General features: G+C 69.9%; 24 protein-coding genes and 1 pseudogene. 10 read left to right on the top strand and 15 right to left on the bottom strand.

The features are described 5' to 3' along the window. Positions 1-47 precede the first annotated feature (47 nt). Positions 48-845: an SDR family NAD(P)-dependent oxidoreductase gene (locus tag ABD970_RS07775; protein WP_345294931.1), complete on the top strand. Its 798-nt coding sequence runs from the start codon at positions 48-50 to the stop codon at positions 843-845. Positions 846-864: 19 nt separating this feature from the next. Here the strand turns inward: ABD970_RS07775 and ABD970_RS07770 are convergent, their stop codons facing one another. Genes ABD970_RS07770 through trpA form a run of 4 tightly spaced genes read right to left on the bottom strand, consistent with a single transcriptional unit; the run spans position 865 to position 5076 of the window. Next, the gene (locus tag ABD970_RS07770) at positions 865-1821 is read right to left on the bottom strand and encodes an isopenicillin N synthase family dioxygenase (RefSeq protein ID WP_345294930.1); all 957 of its coding nucleotides are present in this window, start codon (positions 1819-1821) and stop codon (positions 865-867) included. Between the two features lie 60 nt (positions 1822-1881). Further along, positions 1882-3273 (bottom strand): phosphoglucosamine mutase, encoded by a 1392-nt coding sequence (gene glmM, locus ABD970_RS07765; protein WP_345294929.1) that lies wholly within the window; start codon positions 3271-3273, stop codon positions 1882-1884. A 43-nt stretch (positions 3274-3316) separates the two neighbouring features. Next, the gene (gene accD / locus ABD970_RS07760; RefSeq protein WP_345294928.1) at positions 3317-4207 is read right to left on the bottom strand and encodes an acetyl-CoA carboxylase, carboxyltransferase subunit beta; all 891 of its coding nucleotides are present in this window, start codon (positions 4205-4207) and stop codon (positions 3317-3319) included. Between the two features lie 59 nt (positions 4208-4266). Next, positions 4267-5076 (bottom strand): tryptophan synthase subunit alpha, encoded by an 810-nt coding sequence (gene trpA, locus ABD970_RS07755; RefSeq protein ID WP_345294927.1) that lies wholly within the window; start codon positions 5074-5076, stop codon positions 4267-4269. Between the two features lie 89 nt (positions 5077-5165). On the opposite strand from trpA, the gene ABD970_RS07750 reads away from it, so the two are divergent. After that, positions 5166-6134, top strand: coding sequence for a magnesium transporter CorA family protein (locus ABD970_RS07750; protein WP_345294926.1), 969 nt, complete (start codon positions 5166-5168; stop codon positions 6132-6134). Positions 6135-6152: 18 nt separating this feature from the next. Here the strand turns inward: ABD970_RS07750 and trpB are convergent, their stop codons facing one another. The 7 genes from trpB to prmB form a co-directional block, all read right to left on the bottom strand. Beyond that, a complete protein-coding gene (gene trpB, locus ABD970_RS07745) occupies positions 6153-7367 on the bottom strand; it encodes a tryptophan synthase subunit beta (protein WP_345295679.1) in 1215 nt (404 codons plus the stop codon). Between the two features lie 11 nt (positions 7368-7378). Further along, positions 7379-8095, bottom strand: coding sequence for a phosphoribosylanthranilate isomerase (locus ABD970_RS07740; protein ID WP_345294925.1), 717 nt, complete (start codon positions 8093-8095; stop codon positions 7379-7381). Positions 8096-8192: 97 nt separating this feature from the next. Further along, positions 8193-8990, bottom strand: a complete 798-nt coding sequence (gene truA / locus ABD970_RS07735; protein ID WP_345294924.1) for a tRNA pseudouridine(38-40) synthase TruA — start codon at positions 8988-8990, stop codon at positions 8193-8195. A 21-nt stretch (positions 8991-9011) separates the two neighbouring features. Further along, on the bottom strand, positions 9012-10949 hold the full coding sequence (locus tag ABD970_RS07730) for a motility hub landmark protein FimV (protein ID WP_345294923.1): 1938 nt from the start codon (positions 10947-10949) through the stop codon (positions 9012-9014). A gap of 132 nt (positions 10950-11081) precedes the next feature. Further along, entirely contained in the window at positions 11082-12098 is a 1017-nt protein-coding gene (locus ABD970_RS07725; RefSeq protein ID WP_345294922.1) for an aspartate-semialdehyde dehydrogenase, read from the bottom strand. A 25-nt stretch (positions 12099-12123) separates the two neighbouring features. Further along, a complete protein-coding gene (gene aroC, locus ABD970_RS07720) occupies positions 12124-13230 on the bottom strand; it encodes a chorismate synthase (RefSeq protein WP_345294921.1) in 1107 nt (368 codons plus the stop codon). Continuing rightward, positions 13227-14198: a 50S ribosomal protein L3 N(5)-glutamine methyltransferase gene (prmB, locus tag ABD970_RS07715; RefSeq protein ID WP_345294920.1), complete on the bottom strand. Its 972-nt coding sequence runs from the start codon at positions 14196-14198 to the stop codon at positions 13227-13229. Before prmB ends, aroC begins: the two co-directional genes overlap by 4 nt. A 448-nt stretch (positions 14199-14646) precedes the next feature. Between prmB and ABD970_RS07710 the strand changes: the two genes are divergently transcribed. After that, complete coding sequence (locus ABD970_RS07710; protein ID WP_345294919.1) at positions 14647-15294, top strand: SCO family protein; 648 nt, start codon at positions 14647-14649, stop codon at positions 15292-15294. Positions 15295-15375: 81 nt separating this feature from the next. Continuing rightward, positions 15376-16218: an archaetidylserine decarboxylase gene (gene asd, locus ABD970_RS07705; protein WP_345294918.1), complete on the top strand. Its 843-nt coding sequence runs from the start codon at positions 15376-15378 to the stop codon at positions 16216-16218. Positions 16219-16371: 153 nt separating this feature from the next. Here the strand turns inward: asd and ABD970_RS07700 are convergent. After that, a pseudogene (locus ABD970_RS07700) lies at positions 16372-16551 on the bottom strand (M35 family metallo-endopeptidase); the annotation flags it as partial. 40 nt (positions 16552-16591) lie between these two features. Then, positions 16592-18139, bottom strand: coding sequence for a transglycosylase SLT domain-containing protein (locus ABD970_RS07695; RefSeq protein ID WP_345294917.1), 1548 nt, complete (start codon positions 18137-18139; stop codon positions 16592-16594). Positions 18140-18271: 132 nt separating this feature from the next. Here ABD970_RS07695 and ABD970_RS07690 point away from each other — a divergent pair, with 132 nt between their 5' ends. From ABD970_RS07690 to greB, 3 genes are all read left to right on the top strand, one after another. Continuing rightward, positions 18272-19801 (top strand): helicase HerA-like domain-containing protein, encoded by a 1530-nt coding sequence (locus ABD970_RS07690; protein WP_345294916.1) that lies wholly within the window; start codon positions 18272-18274, stop codon positions 19799-19801. 184 nt (positions 19802-19985) lie between these two features. After that, positions 19986-20423 carry a hypothetical protein gene (locus tag ABD970_RS07685; RefSeq protein ID WP_345294915.1) on the top strand — a complete coding sequence of 146 codons (438 nt, stop codon included), beginning with the start codon at positions 19986-19988 and terminating at the stop codon, positions 20421-20423. A 59-nt stretch (positions 20424-20482) separates the two neighbouring features. Then, complete coding sequence (gene greB, locus ABD970_RS07680; RefSeq protein ID WP_345294914.1) at positions 20483-21016, top strand: transcription elongation factor GreB; 534 nt, start codon at positions 20483-20485, stop codon at positions 21014-21016. Between the two features lie 72 nt (positions 21017-21088). Here the strand turns inward: greB and ABD970_RS07675 are convergent, their stop codons facing one another. Next, complete coding sequence (locus ABD970_RS07675; RefSeq protein ID WP_345294913.1) at positions 21089-21565, bottom strand: hypothetical protein; 477 nt, start codon at positions 21563-21565, stop codon at positions 21089-21091. Positions 21566-21809: 244 nt separating this feature from the next. Further along, complete coding sequence (rimO, locus tag ABD970_RS07670) at positions 21810-23147, bottom strand: 30S ribosomal protein S12 methylthiotransferase RimO (protein WP_345294912.1); 1338 nt, start codon at positions 23145-23147, stop codon at positions 21810-21812. Positions 23148-23249: 102 nt separating this feature from the next. Here rimO and ABD970_RS07665 point away from each other — a divergent pair, with 102 nt between their 5' ends. The 3 genes from ABD970_RS07665 to ABD970_RS07655 are packed head-to-tail and all read left to right on the top strand — an operon-like array spanning position 23250 to position 25317. Then, the gene (locus ABD970_RS07665; protein ID WP_345294911.1) at positions 23250-23684 is read left to right on the top strand and encodes an HIT family protein; all 435 of its coding nucleotides are present in this window, start codon (positions 23250-23252) and stop codon (positions 23682-23684) included. Further along, positions 23681-24358 (top strand): 5-oxoprolinase subunit PxpB, encoded by a 678-nt coding sequence (gene pxpB / locus ABD970_RS07660; RefSeq protein WP_345294910.1) that lies wholly within the window; start codon positions 23681-23683, stop codon positions 24356-24358. Before ABD970_RS07665 ends, pxpB begins: the two co-directional genes overlap by 4 nt. Then, positions 24355-25317 (top strand): 5-oxoprolinase subunit C family protein, encoded by a 963-nt coding sequence (locus ABD970_RS07655; RefSeq protein ID WP_345294909.1) that lies wholly within the window; start codon positions 24355-24357, stop codon positions 25315-25317. The genes pxpB and ABD970_RS07655 overlap by 4 nt, the downstream gene beginning before the upstream one ends. Positions 25318-25324: the final 7 nt, after the last annotated feature.

Here is a 25324-nt window from a genome sequence, read left to right as displayed (position 1 = left end):
GGCGACAGGATAGCCGATGCGCTGGATGCGGCCGCTACAATCGGCTGATGACCATGACCACAGGCCATGCCCTGGTCACCGGTGCTTCGAGCGGCATCGGTGCCGAAATCGCCCGCGAATACGCCCGCCGCGGCGTCCCGTTGATCCTGACGGCCCGCCGCCAGGCCGCCCTGGAATCGCTGGCAAAGGAGCTGCGCCCGCAGGTGCCGGTCGAGGTGGTCGTCGCCGACCTCGCCGAACCCGGCGCACCGCAGGCCCTAGTCGCGGAAATCGAGGCGCGCGGCCTGTGCGTGAGGATCCTGGTCAACAACGCAGGCTATGGCGTGCCCGGGCGCTACGGGACCCGGGACTGGACGGTCCACGCCGCATTCCTGCAGGTGATGGTGACCGCGGTCTGTGAACTGACCTGGCGCCTGCTGCCTTCGATCCGCCGGTTCGACGCCGGTCGCATCCTCAACGTCGCGTCCTTCGCCGCGCTGATGCCGGCCGCCGACGGGCAGACCCTGTACGCACCGGCCAAGGCGTTCATGCTGAAGTTCAGCGAGGGCTTGTCGCTGGAAAATGCAGATCGTGGCGTGCACGTCACCGCCCTGTGCCCGGGGTTCACGCTCTCGGAATTCCACGACGTGACCGGCACGCGCGGCAAGATGACGGTCCCCGCACGGATGTGGCTGGAGGCCGAAGCCGTGGCGCGCGCGGGGATCGAGGGCAACGAGCGGGGTGACGTGGTCGTGGTGCCGGGCTGGCGCTACCGGCTCCTGCATGCCCTGGCCCGCCACCTTCCCGAGCGCACCCGGCTTGCACTCATGGCCCGCAATTCGCGCAAGTTCAGGCCCGTGGACTGACGAGCCCGCGCGGCGCGGGTTACTTGAGCTTGATCTCGCGCAGGCGCTCCTCGAGGTACGCCTGCGCGGTGATGGGCTCCGGGTAGCGACTGGGATTGCCGTCGCCGACGGTCTGGGGAAGCACGTCGATCAGGAAGTCCGGGTTGGGGTGCAGGAAGAACGGCGTCGAGTAACGCGCCTGCCGGGCGGCTTCCCCCTGCGGATTGACCACGCGATGGGTGGTCGAGGGGAATGCGTGGTTGGTGAGCCGCTGCAGCATGTCGCCGATGTTGACCACGATGGTGTCTGCGTCGGCCGTGAACGGCACCCACTCGCCCTTGCGCGAGCGCACCTCCAGCCCTGCCGCGCTGGCGCCGACCAGCAGCGTGATCAGGTTGATGTCTTCGTGCGCCCCCGCGCGTACGTTGGGGATGGCGTCCGTGGTGATCGGCGGATAGTGGATCGGCCGCAGGATCGAGTTGCCGCAATCGGTCTTGTCGGCGAACCAGCCCTCCGGCAGGCCGAGGCGCAGGGCCAGCGCGGACAGCACCCGGGAGCCCAGCGCGTCCAGCGCCTCGTACAGCGCATAGCCGTGCTCGCGGAAGCCGTCGACCTCCGTCGGCCACAGGTTGGGCGGCATGACGTCGCGATGCGCCGATTCGTCCGGGATTTCCCGGCCGATGTGCCAGAACTCCTTGAGGTCGGAGTGTTGCGCGCCCTTGGCGGTCTCGATCCCGAACGGCGTGTAGCCGCGGGCGCCACCGCTGCCTTCGACGTGGTAGCGCCGCTTGGTGGCCTCCGGCAACGCGAAGAATCGCCTGAACACCTCGTAGCTGTCGTCGATCAGCGATTGCGCGATGCCGTGGTGGCGGATCCCGGCGAAGCCCCACTCCTCGTATGCCGACCCCAGTTCCTCGACGAACGCCCGCCGGTCCGCGTCCGAGACCGGATCGGTGAAGCGGCGGATGTCGAAGGTGGGGATTCGGGCGTCGGTCATGGGAGCAAGCTGAAGGGGACTGGGTGCGGCCGCCCCTGACCGGACGGCAAGCGGCCTATGTTATCCCGCTGCCGCGCGAACCGCGCCGGCCAGTTGCTCGAGCGTGGACTGCACCAGCGTCGCGTCGTCGGCCTCGACCGTCACCCGAACCACCGGCTCGGTGCCCGACGGCCGCAGGAATGCCCGCCCCCTGCCCTCGACCGCCGCCTGCGCATCGCGCAATGCGGCCTGCACGCCGGGATGGTCGACCGGTGCCGCGCCCGCGTTGCAGCGGATGTTGACCGTCTCCTGGGGCACCTTGTGCAGGCCCTGGACGGCTTCCTGCAGGGACACGCCGCGCCGCGACAGCACCTCCAGCACCTGCAGGGCGCTGACGATGCCGTCGCCGGTGGTGGCGCGATCCAGGCACAGCAGGTGTCCCGACGCTTCGCCACCGAGAATGCCGCCATGCTCGAGCAAGGCCTGGTGGACGTAGCGGTCGCCGACCTTGGCCCGGAGGAAACCGATGCCTGCCCGCTCCAACGCGCGCTCGAAGCCGTAATTCGTCATCAGCGTACCGACCACGGGCCCGCGCAGGCGCCCGCTCGCGTGCCAGTCGGTGGCCAGCACGTAGAGCAGGTCGTCGCCGTCGTGCACCTCGCCCTCGCCGTCGACGAAGAGCAACCGGTCCCCGTCGCCATCGAAGGCGATTCCCAGTTCGGCGCCGGTCTCGCGGACACGGTCCACCAGTTTCCCGGGATGCATCGAGCCCACGCCGTCGTTGATGTTGGTGCCGTCGGGTTCGACGCCGATCGCGTCCACCCTGGCGCCGAGCTCCCGCAGCACCAGCGGCCCGATCTGGTAGGTCGCGCCATGCGCGCAGTCCACGACGATGCGCATGCCCTCCAAGTCGAAGCGGCGCGGCACCGAACTCTTGCAGGCCTCGACGTAGCGTCCCACCGCGTCCCGGGTACGCACCGCCTTGCCGAGCCGCTCGGATGGCACGGTGCTGAAGGGATTGTCGAGCGCCGCTTCGATGGCCAGCTCCGTCGCATCGTCGAGCTTCTCGCCGGCACCGGAGAAGAACTTGATGCCGTTGTCGTGGTGCGGGTTGTGCGAGGCGGAGATCACGACCCCCCCATCGGCACGCAGGGAGCGGGTCAGGTGGGCCACGGCGGGCGTCGGCATCGGGCCCATCAGCTGCACGTCCACCCCGGCTGCCACGAGGCCGGCCTCGAGCGCAGCCTCGAACATGTAGTTGGAGATGCGGGTGTCCTTGCCGATGATCACCTGGGGCTTGCGCTCGCTCCAGCCCGGAGCGTCCCCCGGCCGCGCGCCGCCGGCGTGCCGGGGTGAAGCTCGCAACGCGTGCCCGTAGGCATTGCCGAGCCGGAGCAGGAAGTCCGCGGAGATCGGAGGCTCGCCGACGCGGCCGCGGATGCCGTCGGTCCCGAAGTACTTGCGCGCCGCCATCAGGCGATGTCCGCGCCGAGGCGGGGGCTGCGACCGTGGATCCTCACGCCGCGTCCTCCCGCTCGTCGTCCGGCTGCGGCTGCCGCATCAGCAGTGCGAGCAGGTGGGCGATGCGGTCGCGCATCTCGCGTCGATCGCAGATCTGGTCGATGGCGCCGTGCTCGAGCAGGAACTCGGAGCGCTGGAAGCCCTCGGGAAGGGTCTCGCGCACGGTCTGTTCGATCACCCGCGGCCCGGCGAAGCCGATCAGCGCCTCCGGTTCGGCGATGTTGATGTCGCCCAGCATGGCGAACGACGCGGACACGCCGCCCGTGGTCGGGTGCGTCATCACCGACACGTAAGGCAGGCCCGCGGCCCGCAACCGCGCGAGCGCCGCGGACGTCTTGGCCATCTGCAACAACGAGAACAGGCTTTCCTGCATCCGCGCGCCGCCGCTGGCCGAGAAGCACACGAAGGGAGAACCGATCTCCAGGGCGCGCTCGGCACCCAGCGAGAACCTTTCGCCGACCACCGACCCCATCGACCCGCCCATGAACGCGAAGTCGAAGGCGCAGGCGACGATGGGTCGCTGCTTCAGCGCGCCCTCCATCGCGATCAATGCATCGCGCTCGCCGGTTGCCTTCTGCGCCGCCTTGATGCGGTCCGCGTACTTCTTCTGGTCCCTGAACTTGAGCACGTCGGTCGGACCGAGTCCGGCGCCGATTTCGCGCCCGCTGTCCTGGTCGAGGAAGGCGGCCAGCCGCGCGCGGCCGCGGATCGCCATGTGGAAGCTGCACTTCGGGCAGACCTCCAGGTTCTCCTCGAGCTCGGGCCGGTACAGGACGGCGCCGCAGCGGTCGCACTTTTCCCAAAGGCCCTCGGGGACGCTGCGCTTGCGCGCCACGCCCGATTCGGTACGGATGCGGGCGGGCATCAATTTCTTCAGCCAGGACATGCGTCGATGCGGACCTTGGGCGGCGGGTGGGACAGGCGGCGCAGTTTAGCGCAGGCGCCTCAGGACCCGTCGTCCAGGGCGGCTCGCAGCGGATCCAGGAAGGCCTTGGCGCGCTTGCAGGCCTCTTCCGGGTCGCGGGCCTCCGACAACGCCGCCACCAATGCGCTGCCCACCACGACCCCGTCGGCGTCACGCGCCATGGCCCGGGCAGTCTCCGCGTCCTTGATGCCGAACCCGGCGACCACGGGCACTCCGCTGGCCGCGCGGATCGTGCGCAGGCGGTCGGATGCGGCGGCGGTGTCCAGGCGTTCCGACGACCCGGTGACACCGGCGAAGCTGACGTAATAGAGGTAGCCGGCGGCATCCGCGCACAGCAGGCGCATGCGCGCCTCGGTCGTCGTCGGCGATGCCAGCAGGACCAGCGCCAGCCCCTGCGCCTCGAAGGCAGGCCGGAACTCGGCGGCCTCCTCGGGCGGCAGGTCGACCAGCAGCACGCCGTCCACGCCGGCGGAAGCCGCTTCCGCGGCGAACCGGTCGGCGCCACGGATCTCCACCGGGTTCAGGTAGCCCATGAGCACCACGGGCGTCTGGTCGTCATCGTCGCGGAAGCGGCGCACGCAATCGAACACGAAGCCCAGGCCCGCGCCACGCGCAAGCGCGCGCTCGGAGCTTCGCTGGATCGTGGGGCCGTCCGCCATCGGATCCGAGAACGGCACTCCGACCTCCAGCAGGTCTGCGCCGGCATCCACCAGGGCATGCAGGACCGGCACCGTGGCCTCCAGCGACGGATCGCCGGCGGTGACGAACGGGATCAATGCCGTGCGGCCGTCTTCGCGCAACGCGGCGAAACGCTTTTCGATACGATTCAAGGCGCACCCGTGCGGCATGGCGGCTGGGGAGCGCAACAGGATAGGGCCGCGCACCCCCCTCGGCCACCCGGACATCCATCGAGGACGACATGATCCAGATCAACGCCTGGCGCGGCGACGGCACCGCCGCGGACCTGATCCCCGTCGAGGCGTTCGATCCGGGTGCGTCCGCCGACGCACGCGTGGTCTGGATCGACCTGGTCGGCGACGATACGGACGAACACCGCGGCTTCCTGCAGGAACGGCTCGGACTGCCGCGCCTGGCCGTCGACGACGCCCTGCGCCTCCGCCATCCGCCCAAGTACGAAGACCTGGGCGATGGCTGGCACCTGCTGCTGATGCGCGGGTTCGACGTTGGCAGCGCAAGCATCAAGTTCGGCACCATCCAGCTGGCGGTGTTCTGGCGCGACAACCTGCTGGTCACGCGCCACGTGAAGCCTTCGGCCAGCGTGGTGGCCCTGAACGAGTCGCTCCAGGACGGGAGCGTCGAGGCGGACCGGGCCTGGACCCTGCTTTACACCTTGTTGCGCAAGCTGCTCGACCTCTACCTGCCGATCACCCTGAAGATCGAGGCACGGCTGGAGGAAATCGAGGAGATGCTGCTCAAGCGTCCCAGCGACCGGCTGCTCGGCGAGTTGATGGAGTTCAGCAGCCAGCTCAAGCGCCTGCGTCGGATCGGGGCATACCACGAGAAGTGCCTGGACAGCATGCGCACGCACCGGGTCGCCCCCGGTGGTGCCGGGGCGGCGCAACTCACCGACCTGTTCGAGCACGCCGAGCGACTGCACAGCCTGGCGTCGCTGTTGTACGAGACCACCAGCGACCTGATGGACGGCTACCTCTCCGTCTCCGCGCATCGCCTCAACAACGTGATGCGCGTGCTGACCGTGGTCACCGTCCTGTTCGTGCCCCTGACCTTCGTCGCCGGCATCTACGGCATGAACTTCGAGTACATGCCGGAACTGAAGTACCGATGGGGTTACTTCGTCGTGCTCGGCGTCATGGCGGTGATGGTCGCCGGGTTGCTGGCCCTGTTCCGGCGCCGGGGCTGGCTCTAGGCCCGCGTTCCCGGTTCGCTACAGGTCGAGGCCGTCCCGGACCGCGATCGTGTGCACGTCCTTGTCCCCGCGCCCGGAGAGGTTGCAAAGGACGATGCCGTCCCTGGGCAATTCACGCGCCAGCTTCATCGCCTGCGCGATGGCGTGGCTGGATTCCAGCGCCGCGAGGATGCCTTCCGTACTGGCCAGCAGCCGGAATGCTGCCAGGGCTTCTTCGTCGTCGATGCCCACGTAATCGGCGCGCCCGGCATCCTTGAGGAAGGCGTGCTCGGGTCCGACGCCCGGATAGTCGAGGCCGGCCGACACCGAATGCGTCTCGGTGATCTGCCCGTCGTCGTCGCAGATCACGTAGGTCCGGTTGCCGTGCAGCACGCCCGGGCGGCCGGCGGCCAATGACGCCGCATGGCGGCCCGTGGCGATGCCGTCGCCCGCCGCCTCGGCACCGACGATGCGCACGCCGCGATCGTTGAGGAAGGCGTGGAAGATGCCGATGGCATTGCTGCCGCCGCCGACGCAGGCGGTGACGGCATCGGGCAGGCGGCCGTACTCGGCCAGCATCTGCGCCCTCGCCTCGCGCCCGACGACCGCGTTGAAATCGCGAACCATGCGCGGGTACGGGTCCGGCCCGGCGACGGTACCGATGATGTAGAACGTATCGGCCACGTTCGTGGTCCAGTCGCGCATCGCCTCGTTGAGCGCGTCCTTGAGCGTCGCCGAACCACTGGTCACCGGCACCACGGTCGCGCCCAGCAACTGCATGCGGTAGACGTTGATCTTCTGGCGCTCGATGTCCGTCGCGCCCATGTAGACCACGCATTCCAGCCCCAGTCGCGCGGCGACCGTCGCGCTGGCGACGCCGTGCTGGCCGGCGCCGGTCTCGGCGATGATCCGGGTCTTGCCCATCCGGCTGGCCAGCAGGGCCTGGCCGATGGTGTTGTTGATCTTGTGCGCGCCGGTGTGGTTCAGGTCCTCGCGCTTGAGCAGGATGCGCGCGCCGCCGACGTGATCGCTCAGGCGTTGCGCGTGGTAGACGGGACTCGGCCGGCCGACGTAATGCGCCAGGTCCTGGTCGAAGGCGGCCAGGAACGCGGGGTCCACGCGCGCGGCGTCGTAGGCGTCGGCCAGTTCGACCAGCGGGCCGATGAGGGTCTCGGCGACGAAGCGGCCGCCGTACCGCCCGAAATGCCCCTGAGCATCGGGCCAGGCGTGGAAATCGATCCCGTCGGACGTCATGGCTGCAGCGGTCATCGCGAGTGGTCCGTCCGCCGGGTCGCACCGGTGCCCGGTTGCCGGTCGGCTTCCAGGTCGGGTTCGACGTGGCAGTCGGCGCGCCGCACCTCGGCGACGAAACGCCGCATGCGCTCCCCATCCTTGACTCCCGGCGCGGATTCGACGCCGGTCGCCACGTCCACGCCCCAGGGCAGCGTGGCGACGACCGCGTCGAAGACGTTTTCCGGCGACAGCCCCCCAGCGACCATCACCGGCTTGTTCATGCCGTCCGGGATCCTCGACCAGTCGAAGGTCGTGCCGCTGCCGCCTTCGGCGCCACCGCCATGGCTGTCGAACAGGAAGGCCGCGGCGGCGGGATAGCGCACCTGCAGCGCGATCGCGTTGTCGATGGCGGTGTCGCCCATCGGGACCGCCTTCAGGTAGGGCACGCCGAATCCCCGGCAGAAGGCATCGTCCTCGTCACCGTGGAATTGCAGCAGGCTCGGGCGCACCTGCTTCACCACCTCGCGCACCTGCGCGGCGGGGTTGTCGCGGAACACGGCCACGGAGTCGACCAGGGGCGCCAACGCCTGCCGCATGGCGCGCGCCTCCTCCGGATGCACGTAGCGTGGGCTGCCTTCGGCGAAGACGAAGCCGACCGCATCGGCGCCCAGCTCGCTGGCCAGGCGCACGTCGCCGGCGCGGGTCATGCCGCAGAACTTGATGCGGGTCCGGAAAAGGGTTCGACTCATGGTCTCGGAGACAGGGACGCTCAGGGAATGCGAAAAGACTACAGGTTCGCCGGGGATGGCGCAGTCTGCGCAACCACGGAAAACCCGGCGGTGGCCGTCAGTCCGGCAGGGTGACTTCCCCGGGAAGTCCGCATTCGGCCGGATACAGCGGCCCGACGAAGACCAGGCCGGTGGCAGGCGCGGTCACTCCCGCCAACGTCCGGTCACGTGCGCGCAGCACTTCGCCGACCCAGTGCTCTCCCCGTTCGCCCGTGCCCACCTCCAGCAGGGAACCGACGATGTTGCGGACCATGTGGTGCAGGAAGGCATTGGCCTGTACATCGACGACGACTTCGTCGCCTTCACGCGTGACCTCGATGCGCTGCAGGTCACGGCGCGCATGCGGCGCCTGGCAGTGCACGGTGCGGAAAGCGGAAAAGTCGTGCTCGCCGACCAGCGCCTGGGCGGCGCGGTGCATCGCATCGGCATCCAGCGCGTGCCGGAACCATGACAGGTACTGGCGACCGAGCGCAGGCCGCACCGGCCGATTCAGGATGCGATAGCGGTAGCGGCGGGCACGGGCCGAGAAGCGGGCGTGGAACCCGTCGTCGACGGGCGCGCACCAGCGCACGCAGACCGCCTCGGGCAGGCAGGACGTCGCGCCCAACATCCAGCCACGCGGCGCGCGCACCGCGTCCGAATCGAAATGCACGACCTGGCACAGGCCGTGCACCCCGGAATCGGTACGCCCCGCGCAGACGGTTTCGATCGGGCCGTCGGCGACCCTGGACAGCGCTCGCTCCAGCACTGCCTGCACGGTGCAGGACCGTGGATCGTCGCCGGCATCGTCGGGCGCGAGGCGCTGCCAGCCCAGGAAACCGCCTCCGTCGTACTCGACGCCCAGGGCGTAGCGCATGGCCGGCTTGTCGCCGCGCCGTCAGGCCATGCCGCGCAGCAGGCGGCGGGCCTCTTCGCTTGCGTCCGGATCGCTGCCGTCGACGACTTCCTGCAGCAGGCTGCGTGCGGTCTCGGTGTCGCCCAAATCGATGTAGGCGCTGGCCAGTTCGATCCGCTCGCGCCCACCCGGAGCACTCCCCGGGGTGCCCGACGCGTGCTCCGGCACCGGCGATCCCGCGGCCGCGTCGACGTCCGCCGGACGGGTCCCCGAATGCCAGGTCGGTGCCGCCATTTCCACCGAGCCGGGAGGCGGGGGATTCCAGGCGGACGGGGGCGGCTCGGGCTCGTCCAAGTCCGGCGTTGCCAGGCCTCGATCCGCGGCCGCGACGGGCACGGACCTGTCATCGTCGGCGTCGTCCAACAAATCGTCGGCAACTGCTTCCGCCGGCAGCGCCTCGGGCCGGGACATGCCTGCGGCCAGGGCTGACGTGTCGAAACTGCGCCCACGCCCGGGCGCAGGCTTCCTGCGCATCAGCCACCAGGCCGCGACGCCAGCCAGGACCAGCGCCAGCCCCAGCGCGAGCCACGTAAAACCTCCGCCCTCGCCTGGATCGGCGGGGGGCGGTGCCGGCTGCACGGTCGCTGCGGTTTCCGTGGCTTCGGCACCGGCCGCCGCATTGCTGTCGGCGAGCCGCGCTTGCGCCGCGGCCAGTTCGCTGTCCTTGAGGCTGATGAGCTGCTGTTGCTGTTGCTGCAGCTGCTCCAGTTCGGCGACGCGCGCCTTGAGCTCCTCGACCTCGGCGTTCCTGGCCGCAAGGGTTTCCTGGGTTTGTTGCATTTGCTGTCGCAGCATGTCGCCCTCGCCCCCGGCAGCAATGCCGGATCTGGTTCCCGCGCTCTGGCCGCTGCCGTCCGACGGCGGGGTGATCTCCAGCCTCGCCTCGGAGGCGCGACGCGCGCCGGTCGTGCCGGTCTGGGTGTTGGAGGCAGCCGACTGCGTCGGCGCCGCGGCGGCCGTTGGCGGCGGCGCAGCGGGTTGGCGCATGTCGCGCCACTGGCTCACCTGTTCGCGAACGATCGCGCTGGCCTCGGCCGCGCTGGTCCGCGCCAACGCATCGCCGTCCGGCATGCGCAACACCGCACCCTGCCTGACCAGGTTGATGTTGTCGTCGATGAAGGCGCCGGGATTCGCGCGCAACAGCGCGACCATCGCCTGGTCCAGCGTGCTGCCCGGCGGGCGCAGGCGCGCGGCGATCGCGCCCAGGGTATCGCCCGCCCGTACCGGTCCGTACTCCGCGGGCCGGCTCGCAGGAACCGGCGGAGGCGACGCGGGGGGCGCTGCCACGGGCGGGGGTGCCACCGCGATGGCGTTCTGGCTGGGAGGGGCCGCAGCCGCCGGTGGCGGCGCGGTGGGCGTGGAGGGCGTCGGATCGGCCGGCGCGGACTCGGCGACGGCTTCGGGGGCTTCCGACGCGACCGGGACCGGCGGTGGGGCGGGAGGCCGCACGATGGCATTCGAAGGCGGCGCCACCGGCGCCTGGATGGGCGCCTGCACCGGCGCCGCGACAGTGCGCGGGGCGTCGAGCAGGGCGGAGTACTCGCGGACCAGCCTGCCCTGCCCCCAGTCGACCTCGACCAGGAACGTCAGCAACGGCTGCTGGACCGGCGCATCGCTGGTCACCCGGATGACCGGGTTGCCGCGGGCATCGAGCGCGAGCCTGAACTGCAGGTTGGAGACGATGCCCTGTGGGGGCTGCAGGCCGATGCGGCGGAAGGTGTCCGGCGACGCGAGGCGCGCCTGCAGGTTGTCGAGTTCGGATGGATCGCTGGTGACGACCGGAATCTCGGCCAGCAGGGGCTGGCCCGGCTGCGACAGCACCTTGATCTGGCCCAGGCCCAGTGCCATGGCCGGCGCGGACAGTGCGCCCAGCGCGAGCAGCAGCCCGATGGCAAGTATGGCGCGTAACTTGTTGATCACCCTAGCTCCCCCAATCCCACCCCGCGACTCTAGCCGCCATGGGCGGTGGTCTGCAACGCTTCGTGCACGGACCCCTGCCGCCGGCAAGCACAATGCCCGTCGGCGCGCTCCGGCCCCGTGGACCCGAACCGCTCAATCTTCGGCTGCGACGAGCTCGGCGATCTGGACGGCATTGAGGGCCGCGCCCTTGCGGATGTTGTCCGCGACGATCCACAGGTTGAGTCCATTGGGATGCGAGATGTCGTCGCGGATGCGGCCGACGTAGACAGGGTCGCGGCCGGACGCGTGCGTGACCGGCGTCGGGTAGCCACCGCCGGCGCGGTCGTCGACGACCTCGATGCCCGGGGCCTGTTCGAGCAGCACCCGGGCATCGGCCGCCGACAGCTTGTCGCGGGTCTCGATGTTCACCGCCTCGGAATGGCCGTAGAACACCGGCACCCGGACCACGGTGGCGTTGACCCGGATGGCGGGGTCGCCAAGGATCTTCCGGGTCTCGTCAACCAGCTTCATTTCCTCGGTGGTGTAGCCGTTGTCGGTGAAGTCGCCGCCGTGGGGGATCACGTTGAAGGCGATCTGCACCGGATAGACCTCCGGCTCGACGGACTGGAAATTGAGCAGCCGCGCGGTCTGCCGGCCCAGTTCCTCCAGCGCCTTCTGCCCGGTGCCGGACACCGACTGGTAGGTGGCGACGTTGAGCCGCTCGATCCCGGCCTTGCGGTGGATCGGCGCCAGCGCGACCAGCATCTGCATCGTCGAGCAATTGGGGTTGGCGATGATGCCCCTGGGGCGCGCCCTCGCCGCTTCCGGATTGACCTCGCTGACCACCAGCGGCACGTCGTCGTCCATCCGGAAGGCCGAGGAATTGTCGATGACCACCGCGCCGGCCGCGGCGAAACGCGCGGCATGGGCGCGTGAAACGTCGCCGCCCGCGGAAAACAGCGCGATGTCGACCCCGGCCGGATCGAAGGTCGCCAGGTCCTGGACCTCCACGCAATGCGCGCCGCATTCGACCTCGTTGCCCACCGAGCGCTCGCTCGCCAGCGCCACGAGCTCCCCGATCGGGAACTTGCGCTCCGCGAGGATCGCCAGCATCGCCGCGCCCACCGCGCCCGTGGCGCCGACCACGGCGACCTTGAATTGCCTGCCCATGCCTGTTTTCCGATTCCTGGGTTACCTAGGGGGAGTGCTTCGATTCGCCGGGGACCCGCGGCGAGACCTCGCCAACGTCCCCGCATTGCGCGCGGTGCCGCAGCGCCTGGTCCATCAGCACCAGCGCCAGCATCGCCTCGCAGATCGGCGTCGCGCGGATGCCGACGCATGGGTCGTGGCGGCCGGTGGTGACGATCTCGACTTCGTTGCCATCGACGTCAAGGCCCATGACCGGCAGGCGCAGGCTCGACGTGGGCTTGAAGGCCACCGAGACCACGACTTGCTGGCCGCTGCTGATGCCGCCGAGGATGCCGCCGGCGTGGTTGGAGGCGAAGCCCTGCCGGGACATCGCATCCCGGTGTTCGCTGCCCTTCTGCGCGACCGACGCGAAGCCCGCGCCGATCTCCACGCCCTTGACCGCGTTGATCGACATCATGGCCGCCGCGAGCTCGGCATCGAGCTTGCCGTAGACCGGCTCGCCCCAGCCCGGCGGCACGCCATCGGCGACCACGGTGACCCTGGCGCCAACCGAGTCGCCGGACTTGCGCAGGGCGTCCATGTAGCTTTCCAGCGCCGGCACCTGCGCGGCATGCGGCCAGAAGAAGGGATTGCCTTCCACCGCGTCCCAATCGTGTCCGTCCGGCACGACCTCGCCGATCTGCGACAGGTGGCCGCGCACCGTGACCCCGTGGTGCTCGGCCAGCCATTTGCGCGCGATCACCGCCGCCGCCACGCGCATGGTGGTCTCGCGCGCCGACGAGCGTCCGCCGCCGCGCGGGTCGCGGTGGCCGTACTTGTGCCAGTAGGTGTAGTCGGCATGGCCCGGGCGGAACTGCTCGGCGATCCGGGCGTAGTCCTTGCTGCGCGCATCGGTATTGCGCACCAGCAACGCGACCGGGGTGCCGGTGGTGCGTCCCTCGAACACGCCGCCGAGGATCTCGACCCGGTCGTCCTCGTGGCGCTGGGAGGTGTGCCGGGTGCGACCGCTCGCGCGGCGCCCGAGGTCGCGTTCGAAATCCTCCGGGGCGATCGCGATGCCCGGCGGGCAACCGTCGATGACGCAACCGATCGCCGGGCCGTGGGATTCGCCGAAGGTGGTGACGCGCAGCAGGCGGCCGAAGCTGTTGCTCAAAACAGGGTGTCCGGCCCGGCGCTGGCCTCGCGCTCCGGCAGGTCGGCCACGTCCCGGGCATCGGCGAGTTCACGGATGCGGGCGTGGTGCTTGGCCAAGTCGTGGCGTTCGGCCACGAACACGCCCATCTGCCCCACCTTGAACTCGACCCAGGCCAGCGGCAGCTCCGGCAACAGCTCGACCAGTGCCCGCTCCGCCTCCCCGACCTCGCAGACCAGCAATCCGTCGTCGGTGAGGTGCAGGGGCGCGTCGCGCAGGATGCGCAGCGCGAGGTCCAGGCCGTCGCCGCCGGCACGCAGGCCCAGTTCGGGTTCGTAGGAATACTCGCGCGGCAAGGCGTCGGTCTCGTCGTCGGTGACGTAGGGCGGATTGGTCACGATCAGGTCGTAATGCTCGCCCCGCAGCCCCGAGAACAGGTCCGAGCGCACGAAGCGCACGTTGTCGACGTGCAGCCGCTCCTCGTTCTCCCTCGCCAGCGTCAGCGCTTCCTCGCTCAGGTCGGCTCCATCGACGTGCCAATCGGGGTTGTAATGGGCCATGGCAATGGCGATGCAGCCCGAACCGGTGCAAAGGTCAAGCGCGCGCCGCACGTCGCGGTCGCCAAGCCAGGGCTGGAAGCCCGTTTCGATCAGTTCGGCGATCGGCGAGCGCGGCACCAGCGCACGCGCATCGCTCTTGAAGCTCAACCCGGCGAACCAGGCCTCGCCCGTCAGGTAGGCGGCCGGCACGCGCTCCTCGATGCGGCGGATGAACAGCGTCAGCACCTCTTCCTTCTCGAATTCGGTCAGCCGCGACTGCGCGTAGACAGGACTGAGGTCGTGGGGGAGGTGCAACGCATGGAGGGTGAGCTGGGTGGCCTCGTCGATGGCGTTGTCGTAGCTGTGCCCAAACGTCAGCCCCGCCGCATTGAAGCGGCTCGCGCCGTAGCGGATCAGGTCGACGATGGTCTTGAGCTGGTGGGTGATCATGGCGCGCAGTGACGGCGAAAGTCGGCGGCGGACGCCCGGCAGCGGATTATAGCGGGCCGAACAGAGCCTACCGGCGCGCCGCAACCGATGCCGTCCCCACGGCTTGCGAAAACAAAGCGCCAAGGCCACCCCCATGGCCGCAACGTGCCAGCTGGACTGCCATCCCGAAAGCATTGCCATGGTGCGCGGGCCGGCATGTCGCCCTGTCGGGCAAGGCCCAACCCGCCACCGCGCCATGTATTTCCCGACTTTGCGCGTGGGCACACGCTGGCTCCACGGCTCGCGCCACGAACCGAAGGCCAACCCCGATCCCCCGCAAGGTGCCTCCATCCACGGCGCGCCCCCTGGCATCTCAATTGAACTTCCGCGGCCGGCGATTGGCCGATGGCAAAAGGTCGGCCCGCCCCCCCGGCTTGCGGCGGCAATTGGCCGCGGTCACACTCGTGGCATGTTCAATCGCACCACGCTCGCCATCCTGGTCGTCGCGCTGGCCGGAGGGCTCGGCCTGCTCGCCTCGCAATACTTCTTCGGCAAGCAGGCACCGGCCGCAGGGCCGGAACTGCAGGCCGTGCAGCTGTTCCCGCAACCGCGCGCCCTGCCTGCCTTCTCGCTGCAGCAGTCGGACGGGACGCGGCTGTTGCCGGGCGAGCTGCACGGGCATTGGACCCTGGTGTTCCTGGGCTTCACCTATTGCCCGGATGTCTGCCCCACCACGCTGGCCCAACTGGCGCAGGCGCAGAAGCAATGGACCGCGCTGCCGGAAAGCGTGCGCCCCCGGGTGTTGTTCGTGTCCGTCGATCCGGAACGCGACTCACCCGACCGCATCGGCGAGTACGCACACGCCTTCCACCGCGATACCCTCGCCGCCACCGCCAACGTTCCGGCGCTGGAAGCTTTCACGCGCTCGCTGTCGCTGGTGTTCATGAAGGCGCCGGCCGACGAGGATGCGCCCGCGGACAGTTACACCATCGATCATTCCTCGGCGATCGCCGTGCTCGACCCAGCGGGCAGGATGGCCGGCGTCGTCCAGCCCCCGTTCGACCCCGCGGCCATCGCGGCCGACCTGTCGGCGTTGACCGCGACACCCTCGCGATAGGCGCCGGAGTCGCCTGCGCGACCCCTGCCCCGCAGTTTGTCCGCCGTCCCCCGCCCCGAAGCACGCCCGCGCTGGAACCGCATGAGCCCACTGACCGCACTCACCTACGTCCTGCCCCATCGCCTGTTGTCGTCGCTGGCGCGGCAACTGGCGTACTCCCGGCACCGGGGAACCAAGCAGTGGCTGATCGATGCCGTCGTGCGCAAGTTCGGCGTGGACCTCACCGAGGCCGCGGAGCCCGACCCGGCGGCGTACCCGAGCTTCAACGCGTTCTTCACCCGGGCACTCCGGGACGGAGTGCGCACGCCGGACCCCGATCCGCGCGCCCTGCTGATGCCCGCCGACGGCCGCATCAGCCAGTGCGGACCAATCCAGCAAGGCCGCATCTTCCAGGCCAAGGGCCAGTCTTTCACCGCAGCAGAACTGTTGGGCGACGCCGAGGCCGCGATCCCCTTCGACGGCGGGCTGTTCGCGACGGTGTACCTGTCCCCGAAGGACTACCACCGGGTGCACATGCCGTGGAACGGCCGGCTGCGCGAGACCGTGCACGTGCCCGGCCGCCTGTTCAGCGTTGGCCCCGATGCCGTCGCCGGGGTGCCGCGCCTGTTCGCGCGAAACGAACGCCTGGCTTGCCATTTCGACACCGATTTCGGGCCGATGGCGGTGGTGATGGTCGGCGCCCTGCTGGTCTCCGGCGTGGAAACGGTATGGAGCGGCGAGGAGATCCCCGCCTATGGCGAGGTGATCACGACGAAGGACTACCGCGGCGAGGACATTCGCCTGGCGCGGTTCGAGGAGATGGCGAGGTTCAACTACGGTTCCACCGTGATCGTGTTGCTGCCTCCCGGCGTGGCCGAGCTGGTCGCCGGGCTTGGCGCGGAGACGCCGGTACGACTGGGCCAGGCGCTGGCACGGTTGAAATAGCCCGTTGGCCAATGGACGTTGGCCGCCGGCCCCGGACCACCTTTGCGACACGCCGTGGAGGAGACAGCCTTGCGCGGCGGCCCCATCGACCGCTGGCGTCGATGTGCATAGCCCGAAAAGAAAGAGCCCCGGCACTTGCCGGGGCTCCTGGTTTCACTGCACCCCCGGTGAGTTCTGGAACGGCGTGTTCTCGGCGAAGTATCCGTGGCTGTCGGTGTTGCGGATCGCCGCATCCGGGTCGCTGATCGCCAGGTTCTCCGAACCCGTCTGGTCGTAGACGACGTCCTCCGTGCCCGCGACCCCGTCGAAGTGGCTCATCCCGTGGATCAGGGTTCTGCCTTGGAGTGCTGAGACCCGCGCCCGCCCGACCCCGTCAGTTCGCGCAGCCTTCCAGCCTCAGCCGCTGTCCCGAGCGGATGGCGTAGCGCGGCCCTTCCAGGCCATTGGCGCGCGCCAGCGCGCCGGCATCGCAGGCGTATTGCCTGGCGATCGACACCAGCGTGTCGCCGCGCGAGACGCGATGGACCCGCGGTTGGCCCGGGGGCGTCGGCACGCCGGTCGCCACCGTCGTCGCGATCTTCGAGGCGTCGGGCGTGAACGTCGAAACCGGTGGCTCGACCGGCTTCTTCGGCGGCCCGCCGACGAGCGCGCCACGGGCGTCGCTGAGCACGAGCTGGCGCGCCAGCTCGGCGCGTTCGCCCTTGGCGCAGCGGCGTTCATACAGGTTCGCGAGCCTTGCAGTGCCGTTGAGCACCGTACCTGGTGGAATCCAGGCATCGGGCTCGTAGCGCGGGTTGAGGTTGCGCAGCGCGCGCATGTAGCCGTCGCGGCTGCCGCTGTTGCCCAGGCAGATGGTCAGCTCGTAGATCGATGCCGGGCGCTCCAGGGTGAAGGTCGCGGGACGCGCATCCACCTTGGGGAAGCGCACTCCGTATTCGTCCGGATGCAGGTACAGCCAGGCCGCGGCGATCACCATCGGCACGTAGTCCTTGGTCTCGGGCGGGAATTGGTTGTAGACGTCGACGTCCCAGAACTTGCGGCCGCCGAACTCGCGGTAGACGCGCGCCGCGCGCCCCTCGCCGCCGTTGTAAGCCGCCAGCCACATCTCGATATCGTTGCCGAATTCGGCGAAGCGCTCGTTGAGGTAGGCGGCGGCCGCGTCGGCCGAGGCACGGGGGTCGTAGCGGGTGTCGAACCCGGTGGCATCGACGCCCAGCCCGAAGCGCCGGCCCGTCGCCGGCATGAACTGCATCGGACCGACCGCGCCCGCCCGGGACCCGGCGTGCGCCTTGCCGTTGGATTCCTTGGCGAGGATGCCGAACAGCAAGGCCTCCGGCAGGCCACTGCGCTTGAACGCCGGCGACATCAGGTGCCGCATGTATTGGTAGTTCTCGTGGCTGTCCATCAGCGACGGCCGCATGTCGGTCAGCCAGCGTCGGATGCCGGCCTGCACGGCAGGGTTGAACTGCACCATGCGCACGAAGCGCTCGCCGTCCTCGCTCAGCAACGACGCGGCACTGGCCGCATCGGGCACGTTGCCGGTCGGCAGGTCGTCGTCGTCGGCGAGCGAGGCATCCGCCTCGTCACCCGCGGCCCGCGCATCGGCGCCGGCCTTGAGCAGGCGCTTGTAGGTGGCGAGCATCCGCGGAACGCTGCAGCCGCGCTGCTTGCCGCAGGCGGTGACCACGTCTTCCATGTCCTCGAGTGCCGCGTTGCTTTCGGTGATGCCGTCCGGGTCGTTGTTGCCGACCTTGACCAGCGCTTCGCGATAGCGGCTCTCGGCCGCGTCCATGCGTTCCGCCAGCGTCTGGGCGGCCACTCCCTCGCGCCGGGACTGTGCCTGGCCATTGGCCGGCAGGAGGATCGACGAAAAGACGAGCAGGCAAGCGGAAACGCGGGCAAGAACGGCAAAATCGGGCATGGACGGCAAGTGGCTCAGGTGGAACCGCAGGGTAGCGCCGCGCCGATGCGGGGGGCAAGGACAGGCGGCACGCTTTCCGGGGCGCGCCTGCGCTTGGCCTAGAATCGCTGCAGTCGCCCGAAGGAACGCAGCATGGACCCCATCCTCGTCGGCAAGGCCGTCACCACTCCCCCGGCCGAGCCCGGCACCAGCGGCGCGGTCTGGCTGCACCCGGAGTTCGGCAACCGGCACGGCCTGGTCGCCGGTGCCACCGGCACCGGCAAGACGGTCACCCTGATGACGCTCGCCGAGGGCTTCTCACGCATCGGCGTGCCGGTCTTCCTGGCGGACGTGAAAGGCGATGTGTCGGGCCTGGCCGTCCCGGGGACGATGAGCGAAAAGCTCCGGCAGCGCATCGAGCAGATCGGCATCGCTGACTACCGCAACGAGGGCAACCCGGTCGTGTTCTGGGACCTGTACGGCCAGCGCGGCCATCCGGTGCGGACCACGGTGAGCGAGATCGGTCCGCTGCTGCTGTCGCGCATGCTGGAACTCAACGACACCCAGTCCGGCGTGCTCGACATCGTGTTCAAGCTCGCCGACGACCGCGGCCTGCTGCTGCTCGACCTCAAGGACCTGCGCGCCCTGCTCGGGCTGGTGGCCGAGGAGCGCAAGGCGATCTCCTCGACCTACGGACTGGTGAGCACGCCGTCGATCGGCGCCATCCAGCGCGCCCTGCTCCGGCTCGAGCAGCAAGGGGGCGAGGCGTTCTTCGGCGAGCCCGCCCTTGAGCTCGCCGACCTGATGCGGACAACGCCCGACGGGCGCGGGGTGATCGGGATCCTCGCCGCCGACCAGCTGGTGCTCCGGCCACGGCTGTATGCGAGCTTCCTGCTGTGGCTCCTGTCGGAGTTGTTCGAGCAGTTGCCGGAGGTGGGCGACCTCGACAAGCCCCGGCTCGTCTTCGTCTTCGACGAGGCCCACCTGCTGTTCGACGACGCGCCACCGGCGTTGCGGCAACGCGTCGAGCAGGTGGTGCGCATCATCCGGTCCAAGGGCGTCGGCGTGTACTTCTGCTCGCAGTTCCCGGACGACGTTCCCGACGAGATCCTCGGCCAGCTCGGGAACCGCGTGCAGCACGCGTTGCGGGCGTTCACGCCGCGCGACCAGAAGGCGGTCAGGACGGCTGCGGAGACCTTCGTCGCCAACCCGGCGCTGGACGTCGCCGAGGCGATCTCGCAACTGGGCATCGGCGAGGCGCTCGTGTCCACCCTGCAAGCCAAGGGCATTCCCATGCCGGTGGAGCGGACGCTGATCGCACCTCCCCGCTGCCGCATGGGGCCGGCGACCGACGCGGAACGGGCACAGGTGCGCGCCAGCAGTCCCGTCGCGATGAAATACGACACGGCCGTGGATCGCGAATCGGCGGCCGAGCGGCTGGCGGCGAAAGCCGAGGCGGCCGCGGTCGAGTCGGACGCCCCGCCGGCCAAGGGCAAGGAGTCCGGCGCGGACCCCGATGCCGACACCGGCATCGGCCGCACCATCAAGGACGCCGTGTTCGGCACCAAGCGGCGGCAGGGCATGGTCGAGACCATGGCCAAGCAGGCCGCGCGCACGGTCGGCAGCAAGATCGGCAGGCAGATCCTGCGCGGCATCTTCGGCGGGATCGCCGGGAAGCGCTGAGCGAGTCGCGGAGCCGCCTTCGCAGGGCCGTTGCGTGCATCAATGGCCGCTGGCGTCCGTTCACGGCGTTGGAACCGTGGCGTGCGCCTCAGGGACGAAGCAGCGCCTCGACCCCGATGCGCCGGCATCGGGTCCGTGCCCTGTTCCGGCGATGCCTGGCGACCGCCGGGCGAAGGAGTCGACGATGCCTGCAAGCCAACACCGGTCCACCCGTACGTCCACCCTCGTGGCGCTGCTGCTTGCGGCCTTCCTGGCATTCCCGGTCGGTGCACAGGAGCCACCGCCCTACTCCGTGGTGTCGATCTACCGCGTGGCCCCCGGCAAGCATGTCGATTTCCTGAAGTGGATGGCAGCCCGCGAGGCGGTCGACAAGGAAGCCGGCGTGGCCCCGACCCAGTGGTATGCCCACCAGACCGGCGACAGCTGGGATTTCGTCGGCGTGTCCCCCAACATCGACGACGCCACCGCCGACCGGGTCGACGAAATGGCGCGCAAGCGCGGCTTGAAGGTGGGACCCACCGCGTCGATCGAATTCCGCTCGATCATCGCCTCGCACACCGACACCATCGCAGTGGGCCCCGTGAGCGCGGATTTCCTCCTCAAGGGCGCCACGGGCAAATAAGCGCTTGAGCCCCGGCGCTGGCTGGGCGATAACGGCGTCCCACCCTGCCGTTGTCGCCCATGTCCCGCTGGCGTCCGCCACCCGAGAACAGCACCGCCCTGGTCACGCCGGAAGGCCACGCACGGCTGAAGGCCGAGCTGGACGACCTGTGGCGCGTGCGCCGGCCGGAAGTCGTCAGGGCGCTGTCCGCCGCGGCCGCGGAAGGCGATCGCAGCGAAAACGCCGAATACACCTACCGCAAGAAGCAACTGGGCGAGATCGACCGCCGCGTGCGCTACCTGTCCAAGCGCCTGACCACCTTGCGGACGGTCGACACGCCGCCCGCCGATCTCGACGCCGTGTTCTTCGGTGCCGAAGTCGAGCTGGAGGAAGCCGACAATGGCGAAGTGTGCCGCTACCGCATCGTCGGCCCCGATGAGACCGACGCCCGGCGCGGCTGGATCAGCATCGACTCGCCGCTGGCCCGAGCGCTGCTGAAGAAACGCCTGGACGATACCGTCGAGGCCGACCTGCCTGCCGGCCGCCGCAGGTTCGTCGTCACCGGCATCCGCTACGGCACGACGCCCGCCGCCGGGGCGGACCAGTTCCCGTAGCCCGGTGCCACGCCCCCAACGCCCCGGGCATCCCGAACCGCCGCAGACGCAGCGGCGCTTCCGATGCTCCCGCTACGCGGTTCGCCGCGTGCAAGCCGCATAGGTCGAACCCAGCACCACGCCGAACACGACGTGCGCGAAGATCGATACCCAATTGCGCGCCATTTCGAACCACGGGAACATCGACGTCATGCCGTAGAAGTTCACCAGGTAGACGACGAGACCAAACACGCCGCCGATCAGGGCCGCGCTGCCAACGCTGCGCCCCTTGGCGATGAAGGCGAAGACGAAGGCCAGCACCAGGGACAGCGCGAAGTGGATCAGAACCGCGACCATGACAATGGCGAAGTCGAAGGTCGCCGGCGGCGGCAGTACCGACTCGCCCAACCCGATGGCGGCGATCATGCGCGGCGGGCCCCAGGGACTGCCTCCCAGGAACACCGGCACCATCACCATCTCCAGCATCATGAACACGGCGCCGGCCACCAGGCCGGCCCAGATCGCCGCCCTGCTGCTGATGGCGGGCCTTCCGGAATCGTGAACGTTCATCTCATCCTCCTTGCAGAAGCGATCGATGCGGATTGGTCATGCCTTCTGGTCATGCCTTGGCTGATCGATCGCACCCAGCCTAGCGTGCCCGGCGCGACGCCGGTGTCGGCATCACACCGGCGCCAGCCCGACCTGCACCCGGAGAAGAGGCGGCCCAAAGGCAAGAAGATGCGCAAGCCTGCCCCTGCAGGAGCGCCATTGGCCGCGAGGCACCATCAACGGTCCCCAGGCGGCTGAAGCCGCTTTAAAGCGCTTCGCCGTAAAGATCGTGCGCGTCGCTGCCCAGGATGGTGATATCGGCGAAGTCGCCAGGGCGCAATCCGGCGGCGCGGCCGTCCTGCACCTGCACCACGCCGTCGATCTCGGGCGCGTCGGCCATCGAACGGGCGATGGCCAGTTCGCCGTCGATGGCGTCGACCAGGCAGCGCTGCACGCTGCCCACCTTGGCTTCGAGCCTGGCCGCGGAGATCCCGGCCTGCCGGTGCATGAAGCGCGCGAGGCGCTCCTGCTTCACCGCTTCGTCCACCGGGTCGGGCAGGTCGTTGGCCTTGGCGCCGTCGACCGGCGAATACGCGAACGCGCCGACGCGATCGAGCTGCGCCTCGTCCAGGAAGTCGAGCAGTTCCTCGAACTCGGCCTCGGTTTCGCCGGGGAAGCCGACGATGAAGGTCGAGCGGATCGTGAGCTCGGGGCAGGCCTCGCGCCAGCGGCGGATGCGCTGCAGGGTCTTGTCGATCGCGCCGGGGCGTTTCATCAACTTGAGGATGCGCGGGCTGGCGTGCTGGAACGGGATGTCGAGGTAAGGCAGGAGCTTGCCGTCCGCCATCAGGGGAATGATGTCGTCCACGTGCGGGTACGGGTAGACGTAGTGCAGCCGCGTCCACACGCCCAGTTCGGACAGTCCTTCGCACAGCGCCTTCATGCGCGTCTGGTACGCCCGGCCACGCCATTGGCGCTCGGCGTAGCGGACGTCGACGCCATAGGCCGAGGTGTCCTGCGAGATCACCAGCAGCTCGCGGACGCCGCCCATGGTCAGTTTCTCGGCCTCGCGCAGCACTTCGTCGACCGGCCGCGACACCAGGTCGCCGCGCATCGACGGGATGATGCAGAAGCTGCAACGGTGGTTGCAGCCTTCGGAGATCTTGAGGTAGGCGTAGTGCTTCGGCGTCAGCTTGATGCCGGTATCGGGGACGAGGTGGATGAACGGGTCGTGCCTCGGCGGCAGGGCCGCGTGGACCGCGCCGAGCACGCTGTCGTAGTCCTGCGGTCCGCTGATCGACAGCACGCCCGGATGCGCCTGGCGGATCACGTCCTCGCGCTTGCCCAGGCACCCGGTGACGATGACCTTGCCGTTCTCGGCCATCGCCTCGCCGATCGCGTCCAGCGACTCGGCCACCGCCGAGTCGATGAAGCCGCAGGTGTTGACCACCACCACGTCGGCATCGTCGTAGCTGGGCACCAGCTCGTAACCCTCGACGCGCAGTTGGGTCAGGATGCGCTCCGAATCCACCAAGGCCTTCGGGCAGCCGAGGCTGACGAAGCCGACCTTGGGGTTGGCGCTGCTGGCGGCGGGAGCGGGCATGGGGGGCCGGGGCGAAACGGGCCGGAAGTATAACGAGGCCAGCCACCCGGAACGCTAAGATGGGGCCGGAACGCCCGCGATCCCGACCCGGAGGCCCCCGGCATGACCCGAAAACGAGGCGCCGCGCCGCAACGTTTCTCGCTGCATCCGCAACTCGCCGCCGATACCCATCCCATCGGCAGCCTGGCGTTGTGCGACCTGCGGCTGATGGACGACGGCAACTACCCGTGGCTGGTGCTGGTCCCCCGCGTGGCCGAGGCGCGCGAGCTGATCGACCTGGACGCCGACCAGCGCCACTTGCTGGCCGACGAGGTGGACCGCGCCGCGCACCTGCTGCGGGATGCCTTCCAGCCCCACAAGCTCAACGTCGCCGCGCTAGGCAACCTGGTGCCGCAGCTGCACGTCCACGTGATCGCGCGCTTCGAGGACGACCCGGCGTGGCCGGCGCCGGTCTGGGGCCGTGTCGATGCGAAACCGTACGCGCCCGAGGCCCTGGTCGAGCGCATTACCTTGTTGCGCGACACCCTGCTCGCGTGAGCGACGCCGGCATCGAACGGCTTGGCGAGGACGCGCTGCTGCTGCGCCTCGGCGATTCGGTCGATGCCTCGACCAATCTTCGCGTCCACCGATTGGCCGAAAGCATCGCCGCACGGCGCCCGCCGTGGCTGGTCGACCTGGTGCCGGCCTACGCCAGCCTGGCGGTGTTCGTGGATCCCGCGCACTTCGATGCGGGTGTCGATCCCCTGGTCGAGCCCGGGCGCTGGCTGGCGGACTGCGCGGAAGCCAGTGCGGTTGCCGGGGATGGCGGCGGGGCCCTCATCGAGATCCCCGTGCGCTATGGCGGCGAGGACGGGCCCGACCTCGACGCGGTCGCGGCCGAGGCCGGCATGTCGCCCCGGGAGGCCGTTGCGCTGCATTGCGCCGGCGATTACCGGGTGGCGATGCTGGGCTTCGCGCCCGGGTTCCCCTACCTGATCGGCCTCGACCCCCGGCTGGCGACGCCACGACTGGCGACTCCGCGCCCTCGGGTGCCGGCCGGCAGCGTCGGCATCGGTGGTGCGCAGACGGGCATCTATCCGCGCAGCGGTCCGGGCGGCTGGCGACTGATCGGGCGCACCGACCTGCGCCTGTTCGACGCCACCCGCGACCCCCCGGCGACGCTGTCCCCGGGCGACCGCGTGCGTTTCGTGCCCGTGGGGGGGTCGCGATGAGCGTGCACGTGCTGGCACCGGGACTGCTGAGCACCCTGCAGGATGGCGGCCGTCGCGGCTGGCGGCACCTGGGCGTCGGCAGCGCAGGGGCACTGGACCGGTTTTCGCACATCGTCGCCAACCGGCTGGTCGGCAATCCGGACGACGAAGTGGTGATCGAGATGAGCCTGCAGGGCCCCCGCCTGCGCTTCGACCGGAGCGCGCGCATCGCGTTCTGCGGCGGGGACTTCGCGGCCGACGTGGACGGCACGGACGTAGCAGGCTGGCGGCGCGTCGACGTGCCTGCGGGCGCGACCCTGTCCTTCGGCGCCTGCCGCCGAGGCGCACGTGCCTGGCTGGCGGTGGCCGGTGGATTCGCGGTGCCACGGGTGCTGGGCAGCGCGAGCACCGACCTGCGCGGCGGTTTCGGCGGCATGCGCGGCCGCGCGCTGGCGAAGGGCGACGTGCTGCCGGTCGCCGCTTGCGCCCAATCCATGGATAAAGGCCTCGCGATCGCGCCCTGGTGGATCGACCCGACGCCGGACCTCGCCCTGGACCAGCGGGCCGTCGTCCGCGTCCTCCCCGGCCGCGACGCACTGGATCCCGGCGATGCCCTCTTCGCCCAGCCATGGCGCGTCGATCCCGCCAGCAACCGACAGGGACTGCGGCTGGAAGGCAAAGGCCTGCGCCTGCAATGCCCGCGCGAAGCCGTGTCCGAGCCCGTCGCCCCGGGCACCATCCAGCTGCCGCCCGACGGCGGCCCGATCGTGTTGCTGGCCGACGCGCAGACCCACGGCGGCTATCCGCGCATCGGCCACGCGATCCGCGCCGACTGGCCCCGCCTGGCGCAGCTGCGCCCCGGGGATGCCGTGCATTTCGAAGCCTGCACCGCGGAAGACGCGACGCGGCTGGCCTGCGAACAACGCCAGCGGCTGGCCAGGATCGGCTATGCCATCTCCGCCCGCAGTGCGGCGCGCTGAACGGTCG

The organism is Luteimonas vadosa, assembly GCF_039543545.1.
Classification (GTDB): domain Bacteria; phylum Pseudomonadota; class Gammaproteobacteria; order Xanthomonadales; family Xanthomonadaceae; genus Luteimonas; species Luteimonas vadosa.
This window is presented reverse-complemented; position numbering and strand designations above follow the sequence as displayed.